Genomic DNA, 22,971 nt, shown 5'->3' with positions numbered 1-22,971 from the left:
TATGGCCATTACTCCTTCTAATTACTGGTCTTCCTTAAAATAATCAAGATAAAATTCTTTTAATCTTTTATAATCCTGAACTGATAAAGTAAGATTATCAAAGAGCCCATTCGTTAGATGGTTGTTAAATACATTTTCGATAATTCTACTATGTTTCATATCCTTTTGACGAGCATTTTGCTTAAGATAATCAATGGTAGTAATAATACTTTCAGAAAGAAATACAACAAGAGCTTCCATTGATTTAGGCCTTTTCGGATTCTCATATTGTTGTAATATAATATCAACAGCCGGCTTTGGAAAATCATATTGAAACATCAAATTCGCTCCCCTTGTTCTATCTTCCTTATCAATAATCTGGCAAAATTCATGATAAAGCCCAGAAACTTTAGCCAGGTCCTTATCTATGTTCAGATAGTTCGCCACTTCATAGCATAACTCACTTACTTCTAATGCGTGATAATAACGCTCTATCTTCATTTCTCTCATTTTTAGTAATAATACAAAGTCATCTTGTAGTATATTACCATAGTTTTGATTTTTTTCAATCGTTTCTTCAAAATCGGATTGTTCATATTCATGATCAATTTCAGCTAAATTATGATTACTATCTTCTTTCGTTGCAGCATATAAAAGTGAAGTAGCTTGTCTAATGTAATGATTCTTGTTATCAACTTTTATGTATGTGGTAAATATATACCCTAATAATAAGATCATTAATATACCAAATCCCGACCATGCAGAATCTTCTATCACTGATATATTAAAAATAAAATCATTATTAACTAAGTTTATGACTATATTAACGGAACACAATACAATAAAAAGATACCCCATATTAACGACACTCGTAATGCGTGTTATAAATATACATAGTATAAAACCTAAAATAAATGAATATAATACATGTTCAACTTGGATGGATTGAACCAGGCTTATCATAATGCAAAACATCATATGAAAGTAAATGCTAATAAACGAATCCCAATACATAGCAATAAATATACTTCCAATCATCCAAATCGGTAAAAAGTGTATTCGATTACTTATCAGAATTAAAATTAATGACACACTATAACCGATAAGACACAGTATAATGTTTCCTTTTTCATTAATAATTGGTAACTGATATTCACGTAAAAAAGCAAAAAAAGTAAATAGAAAAAGAATCCCAACCAAATTCACTTTAATCACTACATCAATTGGACCATGTAATAACATTTCTGTTACTGTAATTACACTAATTGTTACAACATATAGTAGCACAGCTAGTTGCGTAATTCTATTGTTATACTTGTTATCTATTTTTCTATTTACTTTCATAATTGCTCCCATTATCCCATAAACCTAATCATGCTCTTTTGTGTGAACTACTATTTATCCGAATCTTTTTTAACTTTTACTACTTTCTGAAAACCATTTTTTCTAGGCATTCTATCTTTTTTCTTTGCACTGCTGTTCGGATTTTTGGATTCAAAAGCATCATATGCTTTTACAATTTTTTGAACTAATGGATGTCTTACAACATCTTGACTAGTAAGGTATGAGAATCCAATATCATCAATCTTACCTAGTACTTGAATTGCTTCATCAAGGCCTGACTTTGTCCCAGATGGAAGGTCCTTTTGTGATAAATCACCTGTTACAATAACCTTTGAACCAAAACCAATTCTAGTTAAAAACATCTTCATCTGAGCTGGTGTTGTATTCTGAGCTTCATCTAATATGATAAAAGCGTTATCTAGAGTTCTACCACGCATATAAGCAAGTGGTGCAACTTCAATTAGACCTTTTTCAGTATTTCTTAAATACCCTTCTGGCCCCATAATCTGATATAAGGCATCATACAAAGGTCTTAAGTACGGATCTACTTTACTTTGTAAATCACCAGGTAAAAATCCTAACTTCTCACCTGCTTCAATTGCTGGTCTTGTTAAGATAATCTTACCCACTTCATCATTTTTAAAAGCATTAATTGCCATCGCCATAGCCAAATATGTTTTACCAGTACCAGCTGGACCTACTCCAAATACAATCATTTTTTTGCGAATCTGATCTACATATGCTTTTTGTCCCAAGGTCTTTGGCTTTATTGGTTTGCCGTTGATTGTATGACAAATAAGATCATCATCAATCTTTACAATGGCTTCTTCCTTGTCTTCAAAACATAAGGATAAAGCGTAATTTACATTCTGTTCTGTAATGGTATTTCCTCTTCTTGAGAGTTCTACCAATTGAATAAATACGCTTTTCGCTTTTATTACATTCGCATTTTCTCCAATTACTTTTAATTCGTTATTTCTTGAGACTATTGTTACATTTAACGTCTTCTCAATAATCTTTATATAGGCATCATATTGTCCAAAAATATTCTTCTCATGTTCGGCAGGTATATCTATTATTGTTTCAACTATACTCATCTGTATCAATATTCCTCCATTTATCTTCTATTCTAGAACATAGTATATCCCAATTATACTAGTTCTACGACTGGGTAAAAGGAAATATAAAATATGAAATAGGCTCTAAAAAGATCAATTTCAAAATAAAAAGATGGATTACCGAGTCATAGATTATTCTACCACTCCAATCCATCTTAATCAATTATTATTTCCAGTTATTAAAAACGAGACAATTCATTAAATCTAATAATAACGTATCGTCTTATACTTTTGCTTCTCTTCTTCCAATACTTTGCTTGTTTCTTGTGATGCAACAATCTTTATCGGTCTATTAGAATCAATTCTTTGGTAGAATAAAATAACATAATTTCCTTTATCTTGATAACCTTTTAAATATAAGTCACAAATATTGTACTTTTTAAAACCAATATGTACTAAGTTCTCTTCAAATAGTAGATAACATCTAGATAGTAGTTCCACCATACATATAACCATTAATCCAATGGTATAAAGAATATACATATGATGCGTTTCAACTAAATCAAATACATTAAGAATGCTGACACCCATCAATAGATAAATTACAATAATATTACTCTTCGGCGAGATACGAATGATTTTCTTATTCGCTTTATTTTTATAATTAATAAATTTAAAAAGTAATAAAAGTAAATATACTACGTAAATGGTAATGATTGATGCAAACACAATGTTAAATATTGTTTCTACCATAATGTCATCCTCTCACTTTATTGATAATATGTTATTAATTAAACTGTTCATTATGTATAGTTTAATTGTTCTAATTATATCATAATTCATGATAATATACTATGCATTGCTTGGTGGTAAATATCGACATGGTTCTATCTTTTTCTTCATTATTTTCTATCTTGACGTGACCGAAAAAGAAGCTTAATACCATACCCGTTGTTGTATAGAAATCTCTGTAAATAAAACAATTCAATGATGATTTAATATTTGCAATATTATATGTCATTAAAATCAATGATGTTCCTTTATTACTAGGTAATTTAATTTTCTTTAATTGCATAATGAAAACATGAATTATAAAACATAAAAAACTTATGTTATAACTGATTGATAGAAAGAATCTCAAAATAGAACATCTTTCCTTATCAATCAACATTATAACATAAGCTTTTTCTCTTTAACTAACTAATTTTACATCTATCTAATTTTTCAACCTTCTCAGATTTTTCAGTGAAAGATCAAGCACTGGTGATGAATGCGTCAACGCTCCGCAGGAGATATAATCAACTCCTAGATCCATCAATTCCTTAATTCTTTCCTTTACTACATTTCCAGACACCTCTGTCTTTGCTCTATCTCCAATCATATAAACTGCTTCTTTTATCATTTCATTATCCATATTATCAAGCATTATGATATCAGCTCCAGCCTCAAGAGCTTCTCTTACCATATCTAGATTCTCAGTTTCTACTTCGATTTTTCTTACGAAGGGAGCATATTCTTTCGCTAACTCGATTGCTCTTGTTACACTACCAGCAGCATCAATATGATTGTCCTTAATTAATATTCCATCCGAAAGATTATATCTATGATTATATCCGCCTCCAACCTTTACGGCATACTTTTCAAAGATTCTCATATTCGGAGTAGTTTTTCTTGTATCTAATAATTTGGTTTTACTATTAGACATTAAGGAAGCGATACTCTTCGTATGTGTTGCTATACCACTCATTCTTTGAAGATAATTAAGCGCAGTCCGCTCACCTGATAGAATTATTCTTATATCAGCTTTGATTACACCGACTAACTGCCCCTTTTTGACATAGTCCCCTTCCTTAACGGAACAATCAAACTTACTATCTGAATCAAGCAATACAAAGACACGTTCAAATACTGGTAGTCCTGCAATCACACCGTCCTGCTTACAGATAAGTTCTGCAATTCCTGGTGCTTCTTCTTGAATAATTGCATTTGTAGTGATATCTTCACTTGTTATATCCTCCCGCAAGGCAAGTAAGATTAATTCATCCATATTAAGCTTCCTTGTTATGATATCGTTCATATCGATTAGCCCTTTCTATTTCATGTAATACTAATTCTTTATATTCTTGTTCTATCTTTTTCTTATTACTATAAACGGATACATCCAACTCTAACTCATCTATTTCATGTACACTGTAATTATTTTCAATATGTTTAGCAGCTCTTTTTGCAAATACAAGACTTTCAAGTAAAGAATTACTAGCAAGACGATTCGCACCATGAACACCATTACAACTTGTTTCTCCAATAGCATACAGATGATCCATTGATGTCTTACTGTCAAGATCAACTTTGATTCCACCCATATAATAATGTTGAGCAGGTGTCACCGGAATACATTCCTTTGTGATATCATATCCTTCTTCTAAGCATCGCTTATAGATATTAGGAAATCTTTTTATAATAACATTAGGATCAAGATGTTGTACTGATAGCCATACATATTTCATATTATCTTTTCTCATCTGTTCCTTGATCTTATTACTTAAGATATCTCTTGGCAATAATTCATCTACGAATCGTTCCATATTTTTATTATATAGATAAGCTCCTTCTCCTCTTACTGATTCTGAGATTAAGAATCTTCTACCTGGCTTTTTTATGTAAAGCGAGGTTGGATGAAACTGAATATAGTTCACGTTCTGTAGCTTTATACCGTGTTTTATCGCAATAGCTATACTATCACCAGTAAGATGTGAAAAGTTGGTTGAGCTATCATAAAGGCCACCTAAACCACCCGTTGCCAAAGTTACATAAGGAGCTTTTAAAAACGCGATTTTATTGTATTGATTTCGAATAATGACACCCACTACTGTATCTATTAATATTTTTGTTTCATTAATAAATCTGCTCTTATTTGCTTTATTGTAGCTTGCACTATTGCAATGTTCCCCATGACTAATTGTTTTATAAATATTAGGCTTATCTTGATCTTTAGCTACCTTTTGCGTAATAATATCAATCATTGAAGTATTTTCAAGAATCATAATATTTTTTCTTAATCTTACTTCTTCTAACAATTTACTTGTAATCTCTTTTCCTGTTAGATCTTCATGATATAGAATTCTCTCAGTTGAGTGAGCTCCTTCTCTTGTATAAGCATACTCACCGTTTTTCTTTTCAAATTCAACTCCATAGGTAATTAGATCTTTAATAATCTCTGGTGAAGTTCTAATCATAGTTTCTACAGAATCCGTATCATTCTCATAATGACCAGCTCTTAATGTATCTTGATAGAAACTTTCGTAATCACTTTCATCTTTTAATACACAGATACCTCCTTGAGCCAGATATGAATCACTTTCTTCGACCTTTGATTTAGTAAGCATAATAATTTTCTTGTCTTCTGGTAGATTTAACGCATGAAATAGTCCTGCTGCTCCTGTTCCAACAATAATAATATCAGCAGACATAGGATATTGTTCCAAGTTCTTAACCGAGTCTTCCATTCGATTCACCTCTTATTCTGCTAAAGTTAACATTCTAGCTAATGGTTTATTTGCTTTTTGTCTAAGTTCTTCCTCTAAAGTTACTTCATTACTAAGGTTTAACAAAGCTTGATACACTTTTTCTAAAGTAATTCGCTTCATATTAGGGCAAAACTGTCTGTGGCCAACGGAATAGAATTTCTTATCTGGATTTTTCTTCTTTAATTCATATAGAATTCCCATCTCTGTACCAATAATAAACTCTTTCGTATCACTATTTGTTGCATAATCTATAATTCCAGAAGTGCTACCTACATAATCTGCTATCTTTACAACATCTAATGTACACTCAGGATGTACAAGAATTAAAGCATCTGGGTGTGCTTCTTTCGCTTTCAAAAGGTTATCTTTTGTAATACTCGTATGAACATGGCAGAATCCATCATTAAATATGAAGTTCTTTTCTGGAACTTGTTCTGCAACATATCTACCCAGATTTTCATCTGGAATAAAAAATATATTCTTATTAGGCAGATTCTTTACAATCTTCACTGCATTAGATGAAGTTACAATAACATCGGAATAAGTCTTAAGTTCTGCAGTTGAGTTAATGTAGCATACGACAGCTACATCTTCATACTCCTTACGAACTTTATCTATCATATCAATATCAGCCATATGAGCCATTGGACAATCCGACGCTAAATCAGGCATAATTACCAACTTATCGGGATTTAGTATCTTTGCACTTTCTCCCATAAATGTTACACCACAGAATAATATCGTCTTTTGCGTAACGGTTGTTGCAATCTTACTTAGATAATAAGAATCTCCTATATAATCAGCCACATCTTGTACTTCATCATTAACATAATAGTGAGCTAAAATAACTGCATCTCGTTCCTTTTTTAACTCTTCAATTTTTTGAATAATATCTTCCATGCCTCTACCTCCACCAATTCCAAGCTATTTGTGTATACTTTATGTCTACTATTTCCATACTTAGCCTTTAAATAGCTAAAACTTTATTTTATATGGCTGGAATTGTTTCTCTGTCATACTAATCATTAGAAGTATACTTCATTACTTTACAGCTGTCAAGACAGCTGACCAATCTAATAGTATTAACCTATTTCTGATGATTTATTACTTTATATTGAACATAAATATTTTCAACATAGTCTTGATAAAGCATCTTTCTAAGTACTTCATCAAATAATATTATATTATTATTTTAAATCATTCTCTTAATACTATTCAGAATTCTATCATATACAGTAATTCACCTAAGTTAGAATACTTTGACATTCATTGATTATGTTTTAACCCAATTAAAAATTTTTATACTATTTTTTTTAACTTGGACATAATATATGTTTATTAACAATACACGAGACATAAATAAAATAACTTATTTAGAATGTATAATTTTATTTATCACTCAAAGAATCAATTCTAAGTCAAAAGTTCCTCTTAGACGTAAAGAAGTCGAATGAATCCTAGAATATCTAGTTCCTTCATCCGACTATTTTTACCATATTAATAATATAAATAATTTTTATATCTCACTTAATTTTTCTTCAACAACTTGACTACTTAATCCAATCTCTTTCCTCTTGCAATTAGCACTAAAGATAAGGTATCCTATCACAAACATAATACAAATTACAAATACTCCTGCTCTAGAATTACCAAATATTTGTGTGGTTAATCCCATGAGAAAAGTTCCTGTAAAGGAAGCTCCTTTTGAGAATATATCAAAGAACCCAAAGTATTCACTTGACTTATCTTTTGGTATTATCTTTGCAAAATAGGATCTTGAAAGTGCTTGAATTGCACCTTGAAATATAGCTACACAGACAGCCATCAGCCAGAATTCCCATGCCTTATCTAATTGCAAAGCAAAGATTGCAATAAATAAATATCCAATGATACATACTCGTATAAGATCTGTATTTTTGAATTTCGTTGCTAATTTTCCAAAAAGAATAGCAAATGGGAAAGCTACAACTTGAGTAAGTAATAATGCAAATAAAAGATTATTATCACTAATGCCAACATCCTTTCCGTACGAAGTTGCCATATTAATGATTGTATGTACTCCATCGATATAGAAGAAGAAAGCAATCAAGAAACCAAATACTTTTTTATGTTCTTTCCTTTCTCTAAATATATCTCCAAATCGGTGAAATGCTTTTTTTAGAATTTCTTTTTCTACTTCAACATAATGTATTTGTTTATAACTTCGGATTAAAGGTAGTGTTATTACCAACCACCATATAGCATTTAATAGGAATGCTATACTTGTTGCTGTTTTCGTGTCCAAAGATAATCGATCAGCAAATAGGATAAGTACTAAGCTTATGGTAAAGGGGATACAACTTCCAATGTATCCGAGTGCATACCCGAGTGAAGATACCATATCCATTCTCTCATCCGTTGTTACATCGCTTAACATAGAATCGTAAAAAATAAAGCTTGCAGAAATACCAACTTGTGCAAATACAAATATCATTAAAAATATAATCCACGATATAGGCAAAGCCAAACTAGCACATCCCAATACCCCACACATCATAAAAAATGTAAACAATGGTTTCTTAAAACCTTTTGTATCAGCTAAAGTCCCTAATATTGGCCCTAGAATCGCAACAATTAATGTTGCAATTGATGCTGCATATCCAAAGTATGCTGTCGAATCAGCACCAGATATTCCACTTCGGCTCGCGCAATTTTTAAAATAAATTGGAATAATAGTTGATACCAATAATACAAAAGCTGAATTACCAATATCATAGAAGATCCAATTGCGTTCAAGTTTCGTCAACTTATCTTTTTTACCCATATTATGTATTCCTTTCTCATCCCTACTATATTTTATTTGGAGATATGTACTTCAGTTGCATTCATTCACCAGAATGCTTGCAACTGATAATCATCCTAAATTCCATAAAAATCTTAATGTTAACTATATGAATCGTTCAGTCAAAACTTTTTTGAAACCTCTGATTCAAACTTTCTAAGTCAACCCTCTTAGTAACTAGCTGTTCCATATTTTTATAATATTCCTCAATTATTTTTACCGTAGCTCCAATTGATTTTTGATATAGCTTTTCTAGTACTAGATTACTATCGATACAGGCTGGATTCTCTTTTCTTGTCATGAACAACCCACTAACTTTATTCTGGTCTATGGGCTTGGTTATAAAATGAAGTATGTTTCCTTTCCAAATCCGAGGTGCATTAAATAAGTCAACATAAAACTTCATTGATTTAATCGATTGCATAATTTTCTCAGATGATATTCCTGGGAAAAAGTTCGAAATACATTCTGCATATCTTTCATTAATCATTAAATGCTTTGTTGGTTTGTAAAACATGGGATCCAAATGATTCTTAGCCATCATATAACGCTCAAATTCCGTCTCAATCTCACTATGCGATATTTTACTCAATTTTTCTTTTTGATTAACGTAAGGATGACATTCACTATCAAGCATATAATGGCATACGAAACCAAATAAGTACGCTTTTGCAGAATCTGATTCCTTTGCATTCTTTAGCATCTTGTTTGCTTTTATAAAGAACTCGTTTCCAGATTTTTTATGAAGATTCATTCCTCTTTGATTCACATAATTAAAAGTGTATGGTTTATAGAAAAACAATATGTCTGGTCCATGTAGACCTATATCATATAACGTGTGATTTTGTTTAATTATACTTTTCACTTCACCATTCAGATTGTTAAGCACTTCTTCTCCGAATGTATAATGCGCATAAGTACCTGGCATATTCATACCTCCGTCTATTTATTTATTCTTATTATTACAGCATTTCATTAATTAAATATGAAAGCATTGTAAATTATTTAACATATATGCCCATATTATTCATAGTTTTATGAATCAGTCACATGAAAGACAGAAAAATAGAAAAAAGAAAGATTGAAACACTATATTTCAACCTTTCTTTTTTCTATTCTAACGCAGGCTCTTCTTTTTCTTCCTTCTGCCACTCTGAATCTTTAATTGTTCTATACTTAACAGCCTTCTCATTTACAATAATTTTGCCAGAAGCAATGCATTTATTATTCTTAAATGAAATACGCACATTATTCTCTATAATCTGATCTCCTTTTTCCTCAAGCTTTTTAATAAAGAGATTTAGACTTTTATTGGCAATTTGAAGTGCTTCCTCCTTGGTATAAGTCTTATTCTCTTCTACATATTCTTTGTATGTAATATTATAATATTTAAAAGGCAAGAAGAAATTCTCGCCAAGCTTTACATCCTTCTGATCTTCGATCGTATCATATTTATCAAAATAGTGAAATGGTTTATAGAGAGCTACCCTATGATTGAATAAGGAGATGACAAAAGAAGATTTTTCTTTCTCAGTATATACTTTGTCAACATAATCCATGTTGAATTTATTCTTATAATTATAATACGTTTTTAATATGATATCTGCATCTGCAATATCCACTTTGGTATCAATTAGTAAATCACCATCACCATAGACATCAATAATACCAGAAACTAGGATATCTCCTTTCTTAACAACACTACCTTTTGAAACTTGAGGAGTACCTTTTCTCGTTATAATCGATGTAACAATTCCATCCTTGGTTGCTACTATATGAGAAGGTTTTGTTACTACTTTTTTCACTTCTGGAATATTCGTTTCTACTATTTTAATAATTAATCTCGTGCCCTTCATCTCTACCGACACCCAACCGATATCTTCATATTTTTTTCGTATCAGTTCTTCCATATTCGTACAATTTATATTGTTCTTTAACGCACCGGAATGGATATTATTTTTATTCAAAAAAGCAGTCAATTCATCCGTGGTATGAGTATAATTGCCTTCAATATGAATATCCCAAATAAAAAGAGAGAAAGAGTAAATCATAATTGCAAATATTAGTATCCCCAATGCAAAGAATTTTCTCTTCTTATATCTTTGCAGTAAAAAAGGAAGACCATATCGTTTCTTTATTATTGGTCTTGTATGCGTTTTTTTTATAATTGGGCGTAAACTTTTAAATCCTTTGACTGAAATAAAGAATTCGTAACCGCCACTCACTTGTCTAAGATTCCATATTAAAATATTTCTACTACTACATAGGTTAATAAATCGTTCCGGTGAATACCCCCTTATTGTAACTAAGAGATATCCACGAAACCATTTTAGTAATCGGATAAGCAAGTTCTTACCTCCTCCTATATATAATTAATTGCTTTTATGCAACCTGATATTTTCATTTCATCATTGGTGAAATAATCAATATTTAAATTTGTACCTTCAACACATATTTTGCATATCTTAGTCTGAACTTTAATAATAGAAGAATTATATTCGATGATACCTTTATAATTTTCAATACATAATACGTTTCTACCTGTTGCTGTTATAATTGGAGCTCCTGCAATGATATCGCCTGGAAGATTGAGATGGCTTGATAAGGCTGATAAGATTGGTTCTTTTTCTTCCTCCTTATTATCTTTTTTCTTTGTAGGCTTTAACTTATCATAGATCGTTTTTTTATTCTTTTTTTTAAATTCTTGATGAGTGGATTTATATTTACGATTCATAATAGCCTCACTTTTTATGATACTACTATTAATATATGAAGTGATACGATAGATATGTGAACTTTTTCGATAAGAGTTACCGAAACGATTAAAAGGTCTTAATCAATTGCTTGATTAAGACCTCTACATTTTGTAAGCTACCTAAATTACTTAAATTTACGTTTTCTAGCAGCTTCTGATTTCTTTTTACGCTTTACGCTTGGCTTTTCATAATGCTCTCTTTTGCGGATTTCTTGTTGAATACCAGCCTTAGCACAGTTTCTTTTGAATCTACGTAGAGCACTATCTAAAGTTTCATTGTCTTTTACGATAACATTTGACATAGTCTCACACCTAACCTCCCTCCAGTTGTGTATTGTGCCTATACAACTGTTTGGGTATTTTTTGAATAGCACTACTATGATTATAGCATAAATTTCAATTTCGTCAACTATTTTATTAATATTTGTTTACGAAATTGAAAAAAATATTGCTTTTTCGGTAAAATTGTTTTATTTTGTATCAAATGTTAAGCATTATTTATACAACTTTCACATTAAAAAAAGTAAAGTAATCTTATATAAAAAGAACAATTAAAAATAAGGTTGAATATATGTTACTTTCAACCTTATTTATCATATAAAATTTTCAGATTATAACTATTTTATTTGGCTTGATAATACTTCGCTTACTTTTTCGATTGCAGCATCTATACCTGCAGCGTTTTTACCACCAGCCTGAGCCATATTTGGACGACCACCGCCGCCTCCTCCAACTAAAGCAGCAATTTCTTTAATAAGGTTACCAGCATGAGCACCCTTCTTCATAGCTTCATCAGTTGCCATTGCAAGTAAACTAACTTTATCACTTCCTTGAGAAGAAGCTAATACGATAACACCTTCTCCAATCTTATCCTTTAATTGATCACCTAACGTACGTAATCCATTCATATCAACATCTGGAACTTTAGTAGCTAATACTTTCACTCCATTTACTTCACTGATTTGATTGGTTACATCTTTAAGAGCGCCAGATGCTAACTTATTCTTAAGCTTTTCATTTTCAGAATTTAAAGACTTAATTTCTTCTAATAATGCTTCAATTCTCTTAGATAATAAAGCTGGTTCTGTCTTTGCTGCTTTCGAAGCTGCATGCAATTCATTTTCTAATTCTTTATAATAATTGAATACACCATTTGCAGTAAGAGCTTCAATTCTTCTTACACCAGCTGCTACACCAGTTTCAGATATTATCTTAAATGCAGTAATACTTGCTGTATTCTTAACGTGAGTACCGCCACATAATTCTTTACTAAAATCACCCATAGATACAACACGAACATCATCTGCGTATTTTTCACCAAATAACGCCATTGCACCTGATTTCTTAGCTTCTTCAATGTTCATAACTTGAGTTGCAACCTCTAAACCAGCAGAAATTTGTTGATTTACTAAATCTTCAACAACTTCTAATTCTTCTGCTGTAAGCGCTTGAAAATGAGTAAAGTCAAAACGTAAACGTTCTTCTGTTACAAAAGAACCTGCTTGTTCTACGTGGTTTCCTAATACTGTTCTAAGTGCTTTTTGTAATAAATGTGTTGCACTATGGTTTTTACCAGTAGCAAGACGTTTTGCTTCATCTACAGATAATGTAACCTTTTCTCCTGATTTAAGTGAACCATATACTACGACACCAACGTGTCCAATCTTACCACCTTGTAATTTGATGGTATCTTCTACTACGAATTCAGCTGAATCAGTCTTGATTACACCTGCATCAGCCACTTGACCACCGCTAGTCGCATAAAAAGGTGTCTCTTCTACAAAGATAGTACCCATTTGTCCAGCTGTTAACTCAGTTACAATCTCATCTTCAGTTGTAAGTGCTGTAATAGTTGAAGTGTATTCCAAGTTATCATATCCAATGAATTTAGAAGTTAAACTAGCATCTAATGATTGATAAATCGTAACGTCAGCACCCATATAATTTGATGTTGAGCGAGCTTTTCTTGCTGTTTCACGTTGAATGTTCATTGCTTTTTTAAAGCCATCTTCATCCACGTTCATACCTTTTTCTTCTAAGATCTCCATTGTTAGATCTAATGGGAATCCATAAGTATCATATAATTTAAAAGCATCTTCTCCAGATAATGTCTTCTTACCTGATTTCGCCAATTCTTCTTGCATTTGCATAAGAATTGCTAGACCTTGATCGATTGTCTTATAGAAGTTATCTTCTTCTGTTGTAATTAACTTGATGATATAGTCTTTCTTTTCCTCAAGTTCTGGATATGCTGATTTTGATGTTTCAATTACTGTATTCACTAATTTTGCAAGGAATTTATCTTCAACACCTAATAATCTACCATGACGGGCTGCTCTTCTTAATAATCTTCTAAGAACATATCCTCTACCTTCATTTGAAGGGATAATACCATCGGAAGTCATAAATGTTACAGAACGAATATGATCTGTAATTACACGGATAGAGATATCAGTCTTTGGATCTACTAAATAAGTTACTCCAGCTATTTCGCATACTTTATTACGTAACGCTTTAAATGTATCAATATCATATACTGACTCTACGTCTTGTACTACAACTGCAAGACGTTCTAATCCCATACCTGTATCAATATTCTTTTGTACAAGTTCTGTATAATTACCTTTTCCATCATTCTCAAATTGAGTGAATACATTATTCCATACTTCCATGTAGCGGTCACAGTCACAACCTACGGTACATCCTTCTTTACCACAACCATATTTCTCACCACGGTCATAATAGATTTCGGAGCAAGGACCACATGGGCCTGCGCCATGTTCCCAGAAATTATCTTCTTTACCTAGACGGAAGATTTTTTCTTTTGAGATACCAATCTCTTTGTTCCAGATATCGAATGCTTCATCATCTTCTAAATAGATCGATGGATATAAACGATCTGCTTCTAATCCAACAACCTCAGTTAAGAATTCCCATGACCATGCAATTGCTTCATGTTTGAAATAATCTCCGAATGAGAAGTTACCAAGCATCTCAAAGAAAGTAAGATGTCTTGCTGTCTTACCTACATTCTCAATATCACCTGTTCTCATACACTTTTGACAAGTAGTTACACGATTTCTTGGTGGAATCTCTTGTCCTGTAAAGTATGGCTTTAATGGTGTCATACCTGCGTTGATTAATAATAAACTTTTATCGTTATGAGGAACTAAAGAGAAACTATTCAGTCTTAAGTGTCCTTTACTTTCAAAGAATTTTAAATACATTTCTCTTAATTCATTTAATCCATATGCTTTCACAATATTTGCCTCCTAGGTATCTGTTTCCTATTTTTTCATTTTGAGTATAAATAAACTTTATTATACTTAAAATATGCTTTCTGCACAAAAACATAGAAATTACACTCAAAAATAATATTACTCATATATTTCATTATTGCTAAAATATTAGCAATTCTACTAGTTATTAATTATAAGGAAAAGAGGAAGGTTTGTCAACAAATGCAACTAATCTACTTAATGTAAGTTATTGATTTTTTGAATATATCATACTTCCTATTACAAAAGCGCTACTGCAAAGGAATCAACTTCCTTAACAATAGCACTTTCATTTACTCTTATTTTACAACTAACTTATATTTTACAGTCTTTCCATTAACTTTCGCATAAATATAAACAGTTCCTTTTTTCTTTGCTTTTACTTCACCTTTTGAATTAATTACAGCAACGCTCTTATCGCTTGTAGACCAGGTAACTTTACCAGACAAACCATTTAGTTTGACATCAAAATCATAAGATTTTCCAACTTTTAAACTATCTATTGAGTCTGTAAATATTATACTTGGCGCCTTTACTGTAATCGTCACCGTTAAATCATAACTCTTATCCTTATCTTTTACTTTAACTGTTATTGTTACAGTACCAGAAGCTTTTGCAACTACTTTACCATTTTTATTAACTGTAGCTATTGATTTATTAGATGACTTATAAGTAACTTTTGCATCTTTGGATAAGTTCTTCACCTTGATCGTATAGTCTTGACCTTCGTAGATTGTTTTTGTCTTAGGTGTTGCAGGTGCTTTTGTTGTATTTGTTGTATCTGTTTTCTTATCGTTATCTTTTTGTGTTCCAGTAGTAGTATTATTGGTTGTATTACTAGAATTATTATTTGTATTGTTATTCTGAGTACTTGAATTATCTACTGAACCTGTAGTACTAGTTCCACTACCGTTTCCTTGATTTGGTGTACTAGAATCTACTTTATATAGATATGCATCTTCAATCGATCCCCAAGTTTTTGGACCACTTTGTAGAGAAATACCAACTGTTACTTTTTGATTATTAACTGGAATATTCGTAATCTCAGGATTATTCCAGTTATGCCAACCATTTAAAGTCGTCTCAACACTTTTATATTCTACACCATCTAATAATACATATATCTTAATTTTCGCATCAGCAGATGCATCGCCACCTTGTATAGCTAGGTTGAAATTATAGTTACCAGGTTCAAGATTACTTAAAGTCTGATCTAACGTAAAGTTAAGGCTTTGATCTGAGTAGAATTTAAAGCAATTTGATCCATTTTTCACATTGGAGGAATCATTCATACGACCTAATTGACCAGTGGAATTCGCTATATTATTGAGCTTCCACATACTCATATCCTTATCTTCAAAACCTGGATTCTGTAGATAATTCTTTGGCAACACAGTAACTGTACAATTTACCGTAAATGTGTTAACAGTTCCACGTACGATGTAAGTTCCCTGTCCGCTTGTTTTTGCCTTATTTAGATCATCTTGATTCCATATAACAGCTTCATTTGTTTTTGTATTGTTATTATAAATTGCTTCAACCGTTGATGGTAATACAATTTCTTCTCCTAATGTATACTTAACATTGATATCTTTTATACTATCAATCTTAATATCAGTAACTGCACCCGTATCAACATATTTAAATACATTAATAGAAGGTAGTGGATACCCCTTATTGTCAAAGAATCCTTGATTATCTACCGCACTTCCACCATACCATTTTCCAGCATCATCTGGATCATATTCATTCGCATAACTTGATGCCCAACCTGCACCATTTGCTTCCCATAATGCTTTTCTAGCATCTAATGTATCTCCTGGAACACTAATCCAAGCTGGCTCCCAGTAGAATACGCCAATACCAGCGGGACCTACTTTTGATACTGCATTAATTACATTTCGAACGGAATTTACTTGTCCTTGCACTGTAATTGGATAATCTAAAGTCTGACCATCTTTTGGAGAAGTATTGCCATGTCCATCTGCATCCAAACTTGTATTGGTATAGGATGTCTCAGCAACCATAACCTTTTTGTTATATGTATTTGCCACATAAGAGAGAACATTTGTTAAATTATCTAATGTACCATGCCAAAATGGATAATAGGAAGTTGCAAAGACATCATAATCAACACCATTATCATTTAACACTTTACTATAATCTTTGTATCGATCCGTAGTTTCTGGATTTGTAAAATGAAGTGCAATTAGAATATTTTTATCAACTTCTCTTATTGCTTTACTTCCAGCATTATATAATTTACAGATTTCAGGCCAAGTAATTTCACCACAGAACTTACCGTTTGTTTCATTACCAACTTGAACCATTCCGATGTTAATATTTTCATTCTTCATTGCTGTCAAACTATCTTTGGTATATTCATAAAGTTTTTGTTCTTTCTCTGCAAAGGAAAGATTCGCCCAAGCTTTAGGCGCCTTTTGCTTTGCTGGATCTGCCCAAAAATCCGAATAATGAAAATCTACTAACAACTTCATTCCATATTGTGTCGCGCGCTTTCCTATCTGAATTGCTTTGGCTAAGTCATTATTACCACCACCATAACCATTGCCCTTACTATCATAAGGATTATTCCATATACGTACACGAATATAGTTAACACCTGAATCCGCTAGTGTTTTGAATATATCTTGTTCTGCTCCATCTTTATTATAGAACTTAACACCACTATTTTCTAAAGAGATTACGCTAGAGACATCGACACCTTTTATAAAGTCACTACTAAGATTATCAACTTTCTCTACGAAAATATCAGCGTTAACAGGATTTACAACACTAGAAGTGTCTTTCTTTAGTAACTTAAAACCGTCAAGATAACCATAGGAATTTGGAGCACCTTCTGTTTTTATTGTTAAACTGATTGCTTGCCCACTAACCACTTGGATATTATCACAATTGACACTATCCCATGTATTCCATCCAGTTAATGCTGTCTTTGTTCCACTATATGTTTGCACAACGTTACCTTTAGAATCTAGCGTACTTGCAGTTAAGGTAACATTACTATTTCCCATTGCACTTCCTGAAAAAGAGTAATATCCTTCTGCTAGACCTGTTACTTGTTGGGTGAATTCAATTGCTTGATCTTTTGTTGCCGTATCCTTTACCCAATAATTGATTGTTTTAGTGCCTTCATTCACATTTAAATCTGCTTTTTTAGCATATGTAATCTCACTTATTGATACATTATTGTAATCACAACTTGGAATCCAATTTTTATCACCCCAAAAATCGCCTTCAAATCCACCATCTTTTAAATAATTAGTAGTATCAGTCTGAGCTTTCACAGAAAAGCGATTCACTGGTAAACAGCTAATGATAAGTGAAACTATTATTGCAACTGCTATTAATTTCTTATTAAATCTTATTGTCTTTGATTTTTTCATTGCATATCCTCCTCTATTGTTTAGATATCAAAAGTCTTTCATAACCTAAATTGTGTATATTGATGTATGATTATTAATTTTGGAGTAGTCCGGCTGAAAGTAACGTTTATATTTCGTCAAGACTCAAAGTGAAAATAGGAACATAAGTGAGTAAAGTTTATAGATAAACTTGTCACTTGTTCTGAGGCTTGAAAGAATATATGTAAAGTTTATCGAAGATAAACTTTTTGAAGGAAAGGTAGCCAAAATTCATAATTAATTTATTAATTTTCATACAGCGATATACACTCTTTAACCTAAACAAGACTTTTGACCCTCTAATCTTATTAATCTAGACGAAATTGTTGAATTGCTTCTTCTAGATTATTTGAATTATTTCTCAATTCAATCGCTGACTTCGTTAACTCCTCTACTTCTCTTAACTGTTGTTCTGCAATAGCACTAACCTCTTCGGATGCAGCTGCCGTCTCTTCTGAGATTGCTGAGATATTTTCAATTGCTTGTAAGGTATCTTCTTTAGTCTTCTCTATACCTTTTACATCCTCGGATACTGACTTTAAGCTATTGGACAGATTTTCAACATTTTGATTAATCTCATAAAACATCTCTATCGTACGTTTTAAGGATTCTTCTTGGAGTTTAATCACATCTTCTGCACTTCTCGCAGTCTGAATTGTATCTTTTGTTTCATTTCTTATTTCGCTTATAATTTCGCTAATTTTATTTGCTGCATTTACAGATTGATTTGCTAACTTACGGATCTCATCTGCGACAACAGTGAATCCTCTACCAGCTTCCCCTGCTCTAGCTGCTTCAATCGAGGCATTCAGAGAAAGTAGTTCTGTTTGTGCTGCGATCTCATTAATTACGCCAAGAATATCCCCTATTGCTTTTGATGATTCATTCATTTTCTCAATTCTAGCTATTACATTCTTGGTTGTATCTTTTGTTGTTTCAGATTTTTGGTGTAGATCTTCTACATAATGAACTCCATGATTAACTATCTCTTTCGTTCCGCCTGCATATTGTTCCATCTTTTCTGTGTTTTCATATACAATATGAATCTTAGAAGCTAATAACGACATTTGATTTAAGCATTCATTGGAATCATCTGCTTGCTGAATAATTCCCTTTTCAATTTCACCCATAACTCTTGTTATATTTTTGGAAGAACCCAATAACCGAGCGGAAGATTCATCAACTAGTATTGCAGAATCATTTAATTTACCACCAGTATGACTTACCTTTTTAATTAGATTTTTCATTCCGTCAAGCATACTTGTAATGCCATCGGAAAGATTTTGAAACTCATCACTTCTCTTGCTATGACATACAACAGTTAAATCTCCTTCTTTGGCTTTATCAAGAACATGATTTGTATTCTTAATTACCTTACTGATTCCAGTAGCAAATTGCATTCCAATCCATACAGCAACCATAGAAGCAATCAAAACAACTACTATTGTAAACATCTTAATGCTATCTACTTGTTTTAAAATAAAGCTTTCAGGTATTAGGCAAGTTACCATTGCAGCATTATTATCTAACTTAGAATACAGATAAAGGTATTTTTCACCTTGATAGTTAACATAACTCGAACCACTTTCTTTACTATCTTTTAGCGATTTCTTATAAAATGAAGCTGAATGAAATACCTGTTCTTTTTTAGAGTTAACTAAGATTTCTCTACCGTCAGAAGTTACAAACCCAATAATACTATCTTTTGATGAAGCTAATGTTTTTAGCTCTTCTATCACTTTATCTTTCTTTACATCTAGAATGATATATCCATTACCTTTGATGAATTTCTTGGTTAATGACATTGCATAATCATCTTCTGAAATATTTAATTTATCATCAAGGAACTTATGATAGCCAGACCAATTCGTAATGTCTTTTGAAGCAGCAATTATTTTACCTTCATCAGTGGTAATATACTCATTATAAGCTGTAGTATTAAGCTTTCCATTCGATGCAAAGTTTGTACCGTAATCCGAGAATATACTAAATGAATTGATAAATTCATTTGATGATACGATGGTTACAAAATTCTTATATAAAGTTTTATAAGCCTCTTCTTCAGTCTTTATATCACCTAAGCTTCCCGAATAATAATTTGTTAGATTCGTATCTGTTAATAGCTTAACCGCTTCGTTATCTATGCCTTTAATACCAAGAGTTAAGTAATCGCTTTTGCTATTGACTGCATTCAACGTTGAGCCTTCATAATTATGTATGATTGCATTAGAAGCTTTTTGATAAGTAATAATCCCCAATAAAATAATAAAAAGTACAGGAACTAAAAATGCGCCAATAAGCTTGTGCTTAATACTGCGTACTTTTTTCTTATTATTTTCCGTATTGCTGTTTTTCTTTTGTCCTAATAATTTAATTTTTTCCTTCATTTTTATTATTTCATTACTACGAAATCTAAATTTACCTTTATCATTTTTTACTTTTTTATTTATTTTAGTTTTTCTATCTTTTTTAACTTTAATCATGAATATTCCCCTTTTCATGTACAAGAAAACGTATACTTAATATCCTTACGTCTTACGTAGGGTGGCATCAGTAGTAACTTTTTCCTTAATCATAAAAATGGATTCAATCATATCGATTCAATCCATTTCTATTGATTTCCTCAGATGTTTATCTATTATAATATTATTTCTTTATAATACTCTTATATTCGATCTCAACATTAGCCTCGAATAATTCCATCGCTTTACCGTCTTTCATCTGTGGCCATTTTTCTAGATACACCTCTGCATTTTCATACAAAGGATATATTTCAAGTCTTAATTTCGTTGGGAAGCTATAACCTTTTAGGCCAATCTCCCACGTTCTACTTGTATAAAAATTATCTGCAATCACTTCATCATTAACAAATAATTTTGCTGAATCACCGCCATAATTTAAGCGAATAAAGCAATCTTCAACTTCATTAGGAATCTCTATATTTAGTTCGTATACTTGTTTGTCGTTCGTCCTTTCAAGTTGAGTTACCTTAATTTCAGCGACTTCATTGCATTCTACGCCTTCATAAATTGTAAACTCTTCTTCTGTTCTAACTTTTCTATAACCATCTGGTGCATTAGTAAATTCTGGATACACCTTTAATGTAGCTTTTTCTCTTCCGATTAATTCAACGCCTTGATCTGTTTGTACTGCTGCACAGTTACTAATAATTAAATATTCTTTATCTAAAGTTACTTTCCATGCATTCTTTGCTTCTTCTTTCGTAATTGTAAGAAGTTTTGTATCACTAAGATCTCCAACGATATCATAAGAAGGAGTCTTATCAGTGTAAAATACAAAAGCATTATCATTGATCTTACATAATGGTGTTGCTAATGCAGATTTTAATACTGCATTATTTAATTTCATATTAAAAGGTAAGAAGAAATAATCAGAATCCCTTACTGAAATTGTTGGATAGGTAATAGTTTCTTCATCCAATTCAACTTTTAATTCAATGTTCTCATGATCTGCCATCTTATACTTTCTCTGATAATTGTTAACAAAGATATAACCCTTATTATCTTTTTTACGGATAGATGTTCTTAGATCCTTAAAGTTCGTTGGAAATAGTGGATTTGATTCTGGTATTGTCGCATCCATCTCACATAATTCTTCACCGAACTCTTTTACGAAATAAGATAATAATTTAATTTCTTTTAACGTCTCAGACATTTGTCCGTATTCTCTAATAGGAGCTCTAAAATCATATGATAACTCTGGAAGATCGTTAAGATATCCAGTTGCTCTAGACTCTTGTAACGTAGATAATTTACCCTTAGGATTCGTTCCACCATGATACATGTAATATCCTAATAGATTTACACCACTACCTAGTTTTACCATTGACATAGCGCCGATGTCTGTAGATGTTGCAATTGGTCTTCTGTGGTGTGTCACTTGTAGTCCACCACCAAGTTCAGCTGTTAAATATGGGAACTCTGAAGCATCAAATGTGATTCCTTCTCCAATACCGTGGTCACTACCGATGTTATGATCATTTCTTTCATGGGTAAATATATAATTACCACTTGGTTCAATTTCTGTAAGTCTTTGATCCCAAGGTGCTTCACAATATCCACCCATTACTGGAATACAACCACCTGTTACAGCTCCACCCCAACCAGTTGCAGTATAGATTGGAACATCATAACCGATTTCTTGTGCCATTTCTTTCAAGTGAATCATGTGTTTTTCACCTTCTTCACCATCAAGCCCGCCACAGTGACCATATTCATTTTCAATCTGAATACCGATAATAGGGCCTCCATCTTTAAGAAATAATCCTTCTACTTGTTCATAGATCTTCTTAAAGTATTTCTCTACTTCTGCAAAATATCTAGGATCATTCGTTCTTGGTTCAAATTCCTTTTGTAGCAACCAGTCAGGGAATCCACCATTTCTTACTTCAGCATGAGACCAAGGTCCAAATCTTAAGATAAAATGTAATCCGCATTCCTTACATGTCTCTACGAACTTTCTTAGATCTTTATTTCCAACGAAATCATATTCGCCTTCAATTTCTTCATGGTGAATCCATATTACATAAGAAGATACTACCATGACACCGCCAGCCTTCATCTTATATAAAGACTCTTTCCAATATTCTTTTGGATATCTTGAGTAATGCATCTCTCCCATGATTGGAAACCACGGCTTATCATCTTTTGTTAAATATCTATTGTTAAAATCAAACTTTGTTGTAGTGTTGTCCATAAAATATCCTTTCTGTGCGTTAATTATGCTTTATTTCTATAGTAGCCATTTAGTACCGTAGCGAATAA

Annotated in this window: 15 protein-coding genes; all 15 read right to left on the bottom strand. The window is 31.9% G+C overall.

Going from position 1 to position 22,971, the window contains the following annotated elements:
* Positions 1–21 precede the first annotated feature (21 nt).
* Positions 22–1,323, bottom strand: coding sequence for an HD domain-containing protein (locus bsdtb5_RS09565; protein WP_271715791.1), 1,302 nt, complete (start codon positions 1,321–1,323; stop codon positions 22–24).
* 50 nt (positions 1,324–1,373) lie between these two features.
* Positions 1,374–2,420: a PhoH family protein gene (locus bsdtb5_RS09560; RefSeq protein WP_271715790.1), complete on the bottom strand. Its 1,047-nt coding sequence runs from the start codon at positions 2,418–2,420 to the stop codon at positions 1,374–1,376.
* Between the two features lie 225 nt (positions 2,421–2,645).
* The gene (locus tag bsdtb5_RS09555) at positions 2,646–3,134 is read right to left on the bottom strand and encodes a hypothetical protein (protein ID WP_271715789.1); all 489 of its coding nucleotides are present in this window, start codon (positions 3,132–3,134) and stop codon (positions 2,646–2,648) included.
* A gap of 463 nt (positions 3,135–3,597) precedes the next feature.
* On the bottom strand, positions 3,598–4,458 hold the full coding sequence (gene nadC / locus bsdtb5_RS09550; RefSeq protein ID WP_271715788.1) for a carboxylating nicotinate-nucleotide diphosphorylase: 861 nt from the start codon (positions 4,456–4,458) through the stop codon (positions 3,598–3,600).
* Positions 4,430–5,887 (bottom strand): FAD-binding protein, encoded by a 1,458-nt coding sequence (locus tag bsdtb5_RS09545; RefSeq protein ID WP_271715787.1) that lies wholly within the window; start codon positions 5,885–5,887, stop codon positions 4,430–4,432. The genes nadC and bsdtb5_RS09545 overlap by 29 nt, the downstream gene beginning before the upstream one ends.
* Before the next feature lie 12 nt (positions 5,888–5,899).
* Positions 5,900–6,808, bottom strand: coding sequence for a quinolinate synthase NadA (nadA, locus tag bsdtb5_RS09540; protein ID WP_271715786.1), 909 nt, complete (start codon positions 6,806–6,808; stop codon positions 5,900–5,902).
* A gap of 616 nt (positions 6,809–7,424) precedes the next feature.
* On the bottom strand, positions 7,425–8,711 hold the full coding sequence (locus bsdtb5_RS09535; protein ID WP_271715785.1) for an MFS transporter: 1,287 nt from the start codon (positions 8,709–8,711) through the stop codon (positions 7,425–7,427).
* 136 nt (positions 8,712–8,847) lie between these two features.
* Positions 8,848–9,657, bottom strand: a complete 810-nt coding sequence (locus bsdtb5_RS09530; protein ID WP_271715784.1) for a zinc dependent phospholipase C family protein — start codon at positions 9,655–9,657, stop codon at positions 8,848–8,850.
* Between the two features lie 184 nt (positions 9,658–9,841).
* Positions 9,842–11,077: a sporulation protein YqfD gene (yqfD, locus tag bsdtb5_RS09525; RefSeq protein ID WP_271715783.1), complete on the bottom strand. Its 1,236-nt coding sequence runs from the start codon at positions 11,075–11,077 to the stop codon at positions 9,842–9,844.
* A gap of 14 nt (positions 11,078–11,091) precedes the next feature.
* Complete coding sequence (locus bsdtb5_RS09520; protein ID WP_271715782.1) at positions 11,092–11,463, bottom strand: YabP/YqfC family sporulation protein; 372 nt, start codon at positions 11,461–11,463, stop codon at positions 11,092–11,094.
* Positions 11,464–11,609: 146 nt separating this feature from the next.
* Positions 11,610–11,786 (bottom strand): 30S ribosomal protein S21, encoded by a 177-nt coding sequence (gene rpsU, locus bsdtb5_RS09515; protein ID WP_271715781.1) that lies wholly within the window; start codon positions 11,784–11,786, stop codon positions 11,610–11,612.
* Between the two features lie 315 nt (positions 11,787–12,101).
* On the bottom strand, positions 12,102–14,744 hold the full coding sequence (alaS, locus tag bsdtb5_RS09510) for an alanine--tRNA ligase (protein WP_271715780.1): 2,643 nt from the start codon (positions 14,742–14,744) through the stop codon (positions 12,102–12,104).
* A 317-nt stretch (positions 14,745–15,061) separates the two neighbouring features.
* Positions 15,062–18,169 (bottom strand): glycosyl hydrolase 53 family protein, encoded by a 3,108-nt coding sequence (locus bsdtb5_RS09505; RefSeq protein ID WP_271715779.1) that lies wholly within the window; start codon positions 18,167–18,169, stop codon positions 15,062–15,064.
* Positions 18,170–18,495: 326 nt separating this feature from the next.
* Positions 18,496–20,670, bottom strand: a complete 2,175-nt coding sequence (locus tag bsdtb5_RS09500; RefSeq protein WP_271715778.1) for a methyl-accepting chemotaxis protein — start codon at positions 20,668–20,670, stop codon at positions 18,496–18,498.
* A 163-nt stretch (positions 20,671–20,833) separates the two neighbouring features.
* Positions 20,834–22,903 (bottom strand): beta-galactosidase, encoded by a 2,070-nt coding sequence (locus bsdtb5_RS09495; protein ID WP_271715777.1) that lies wholly within the window; start codon positions 22,901–22,903, stop codon positions 20,834–20,836.
* Between the last annotated feature and the right edge of the window lie 68 nt (positions 22,904–22,971).

The sequence above is a fragment of the Anaeromicropila herbilytica genome, from assembly GCF_016591975.1.
Lineage (GTDB): Bacteria > Bacillota > Clostridia > Lachnospirales > Lachnospiraceae > Anaeromicropila > Anaeromicropila herbilytica.
The sequence above is the reverse complement of the archived record's forward strand: the minus strand, read 5'-3'. Positions and strand labels throughout refer to the sequence as shown.

Coding starts and splice junctions, on each gene's coding strand:
- bsdtb5_RS09565 (WP_271715791.1), bottom strand. CDS start 1,323: ATGAAAGTAAATAGAAAAATAGATAACAAGTATAACAATAGAATTACG.
- bsdtb5_RS09560 (WP_271715790.1), bottom strand. CDS start 2,420: ATGAGTATAGTTGAAACAATAATAGATATACCTGCCGAACATGAGAAG.
- bsdtb5_RS09555 (WP_271715789.1), bottom strand. CDS start 3,134: ATGGTAGAAACAATATTTAACATTGTGTTTGCATCAATCATTACCATT.
- nadC (WP_271715788.1), bottom strand. CDS start 4,458: ATGAACGATATCATAACAAGGAAGCTTAATATGGATGAATTAATCTTA.
- bsdtb5_RS09545 (WP_271715787.1), bottom strand. CDS start 5,887: ATGGAAGACTCGGTTAAGAACTTGGAACAATATCCTATGTCTGCTGAT.
- nadA (WP_271715786.1), bottom strand. CDS start 6,808: ATGGAAGATATTATTCAAAAAATTGAAGAGTTAAAAAAGGAACGAGAT.
- bsdtb5_RS09535 (WP_271715785.1), bottom strand. CDS start 8,711: ATGGGTAAAAAAGATAAGTTGACGAAACTTGAACGCAATTGGATCTTC.
- bsdtb5_RS09530 (WP_271715784.1), bottom strand. CDS start 9,657: ATGCCAGGTACTTATGCGCATTATACATTCGGAGAAGAAGTGCTTAAC.
- bsdtb5_RS09520 (WP_271715782.1), bottom strand. CDS start 11,463: ATGAATCGTAAATATAAATCCACTCATCAAGAATTTAAAAAAAAGAAT.
- rpsU (WP_271715781.1), bottom strand. CDS start 11,786: ATGTCAAATGTTATCGTAAAAGACAATGAAACTTTAGATAGTGCTCTA.
- bsdtb5_RS09505 (WP_271715779.1), bottom strand. CDS start 18,169: ATGAAAAAATCAAAGACAATAAGATTTAATAAGAAATTAATAGCAGTT.
- bsdtb5_RS09500 (WP_271715778.1), bottom strand. CDS start 20,670: ATGATTAAAGTTAAAAAAGATAGAAAAACTAAAATAAATAAAAAAGTA.
- bsdtb5_RS09495 (WP_271715777.1), bottom strand. CDS start 22,903: ATGGACAACACTACAACAAAGTTTGATTTTAACAATAGATATTTAACA.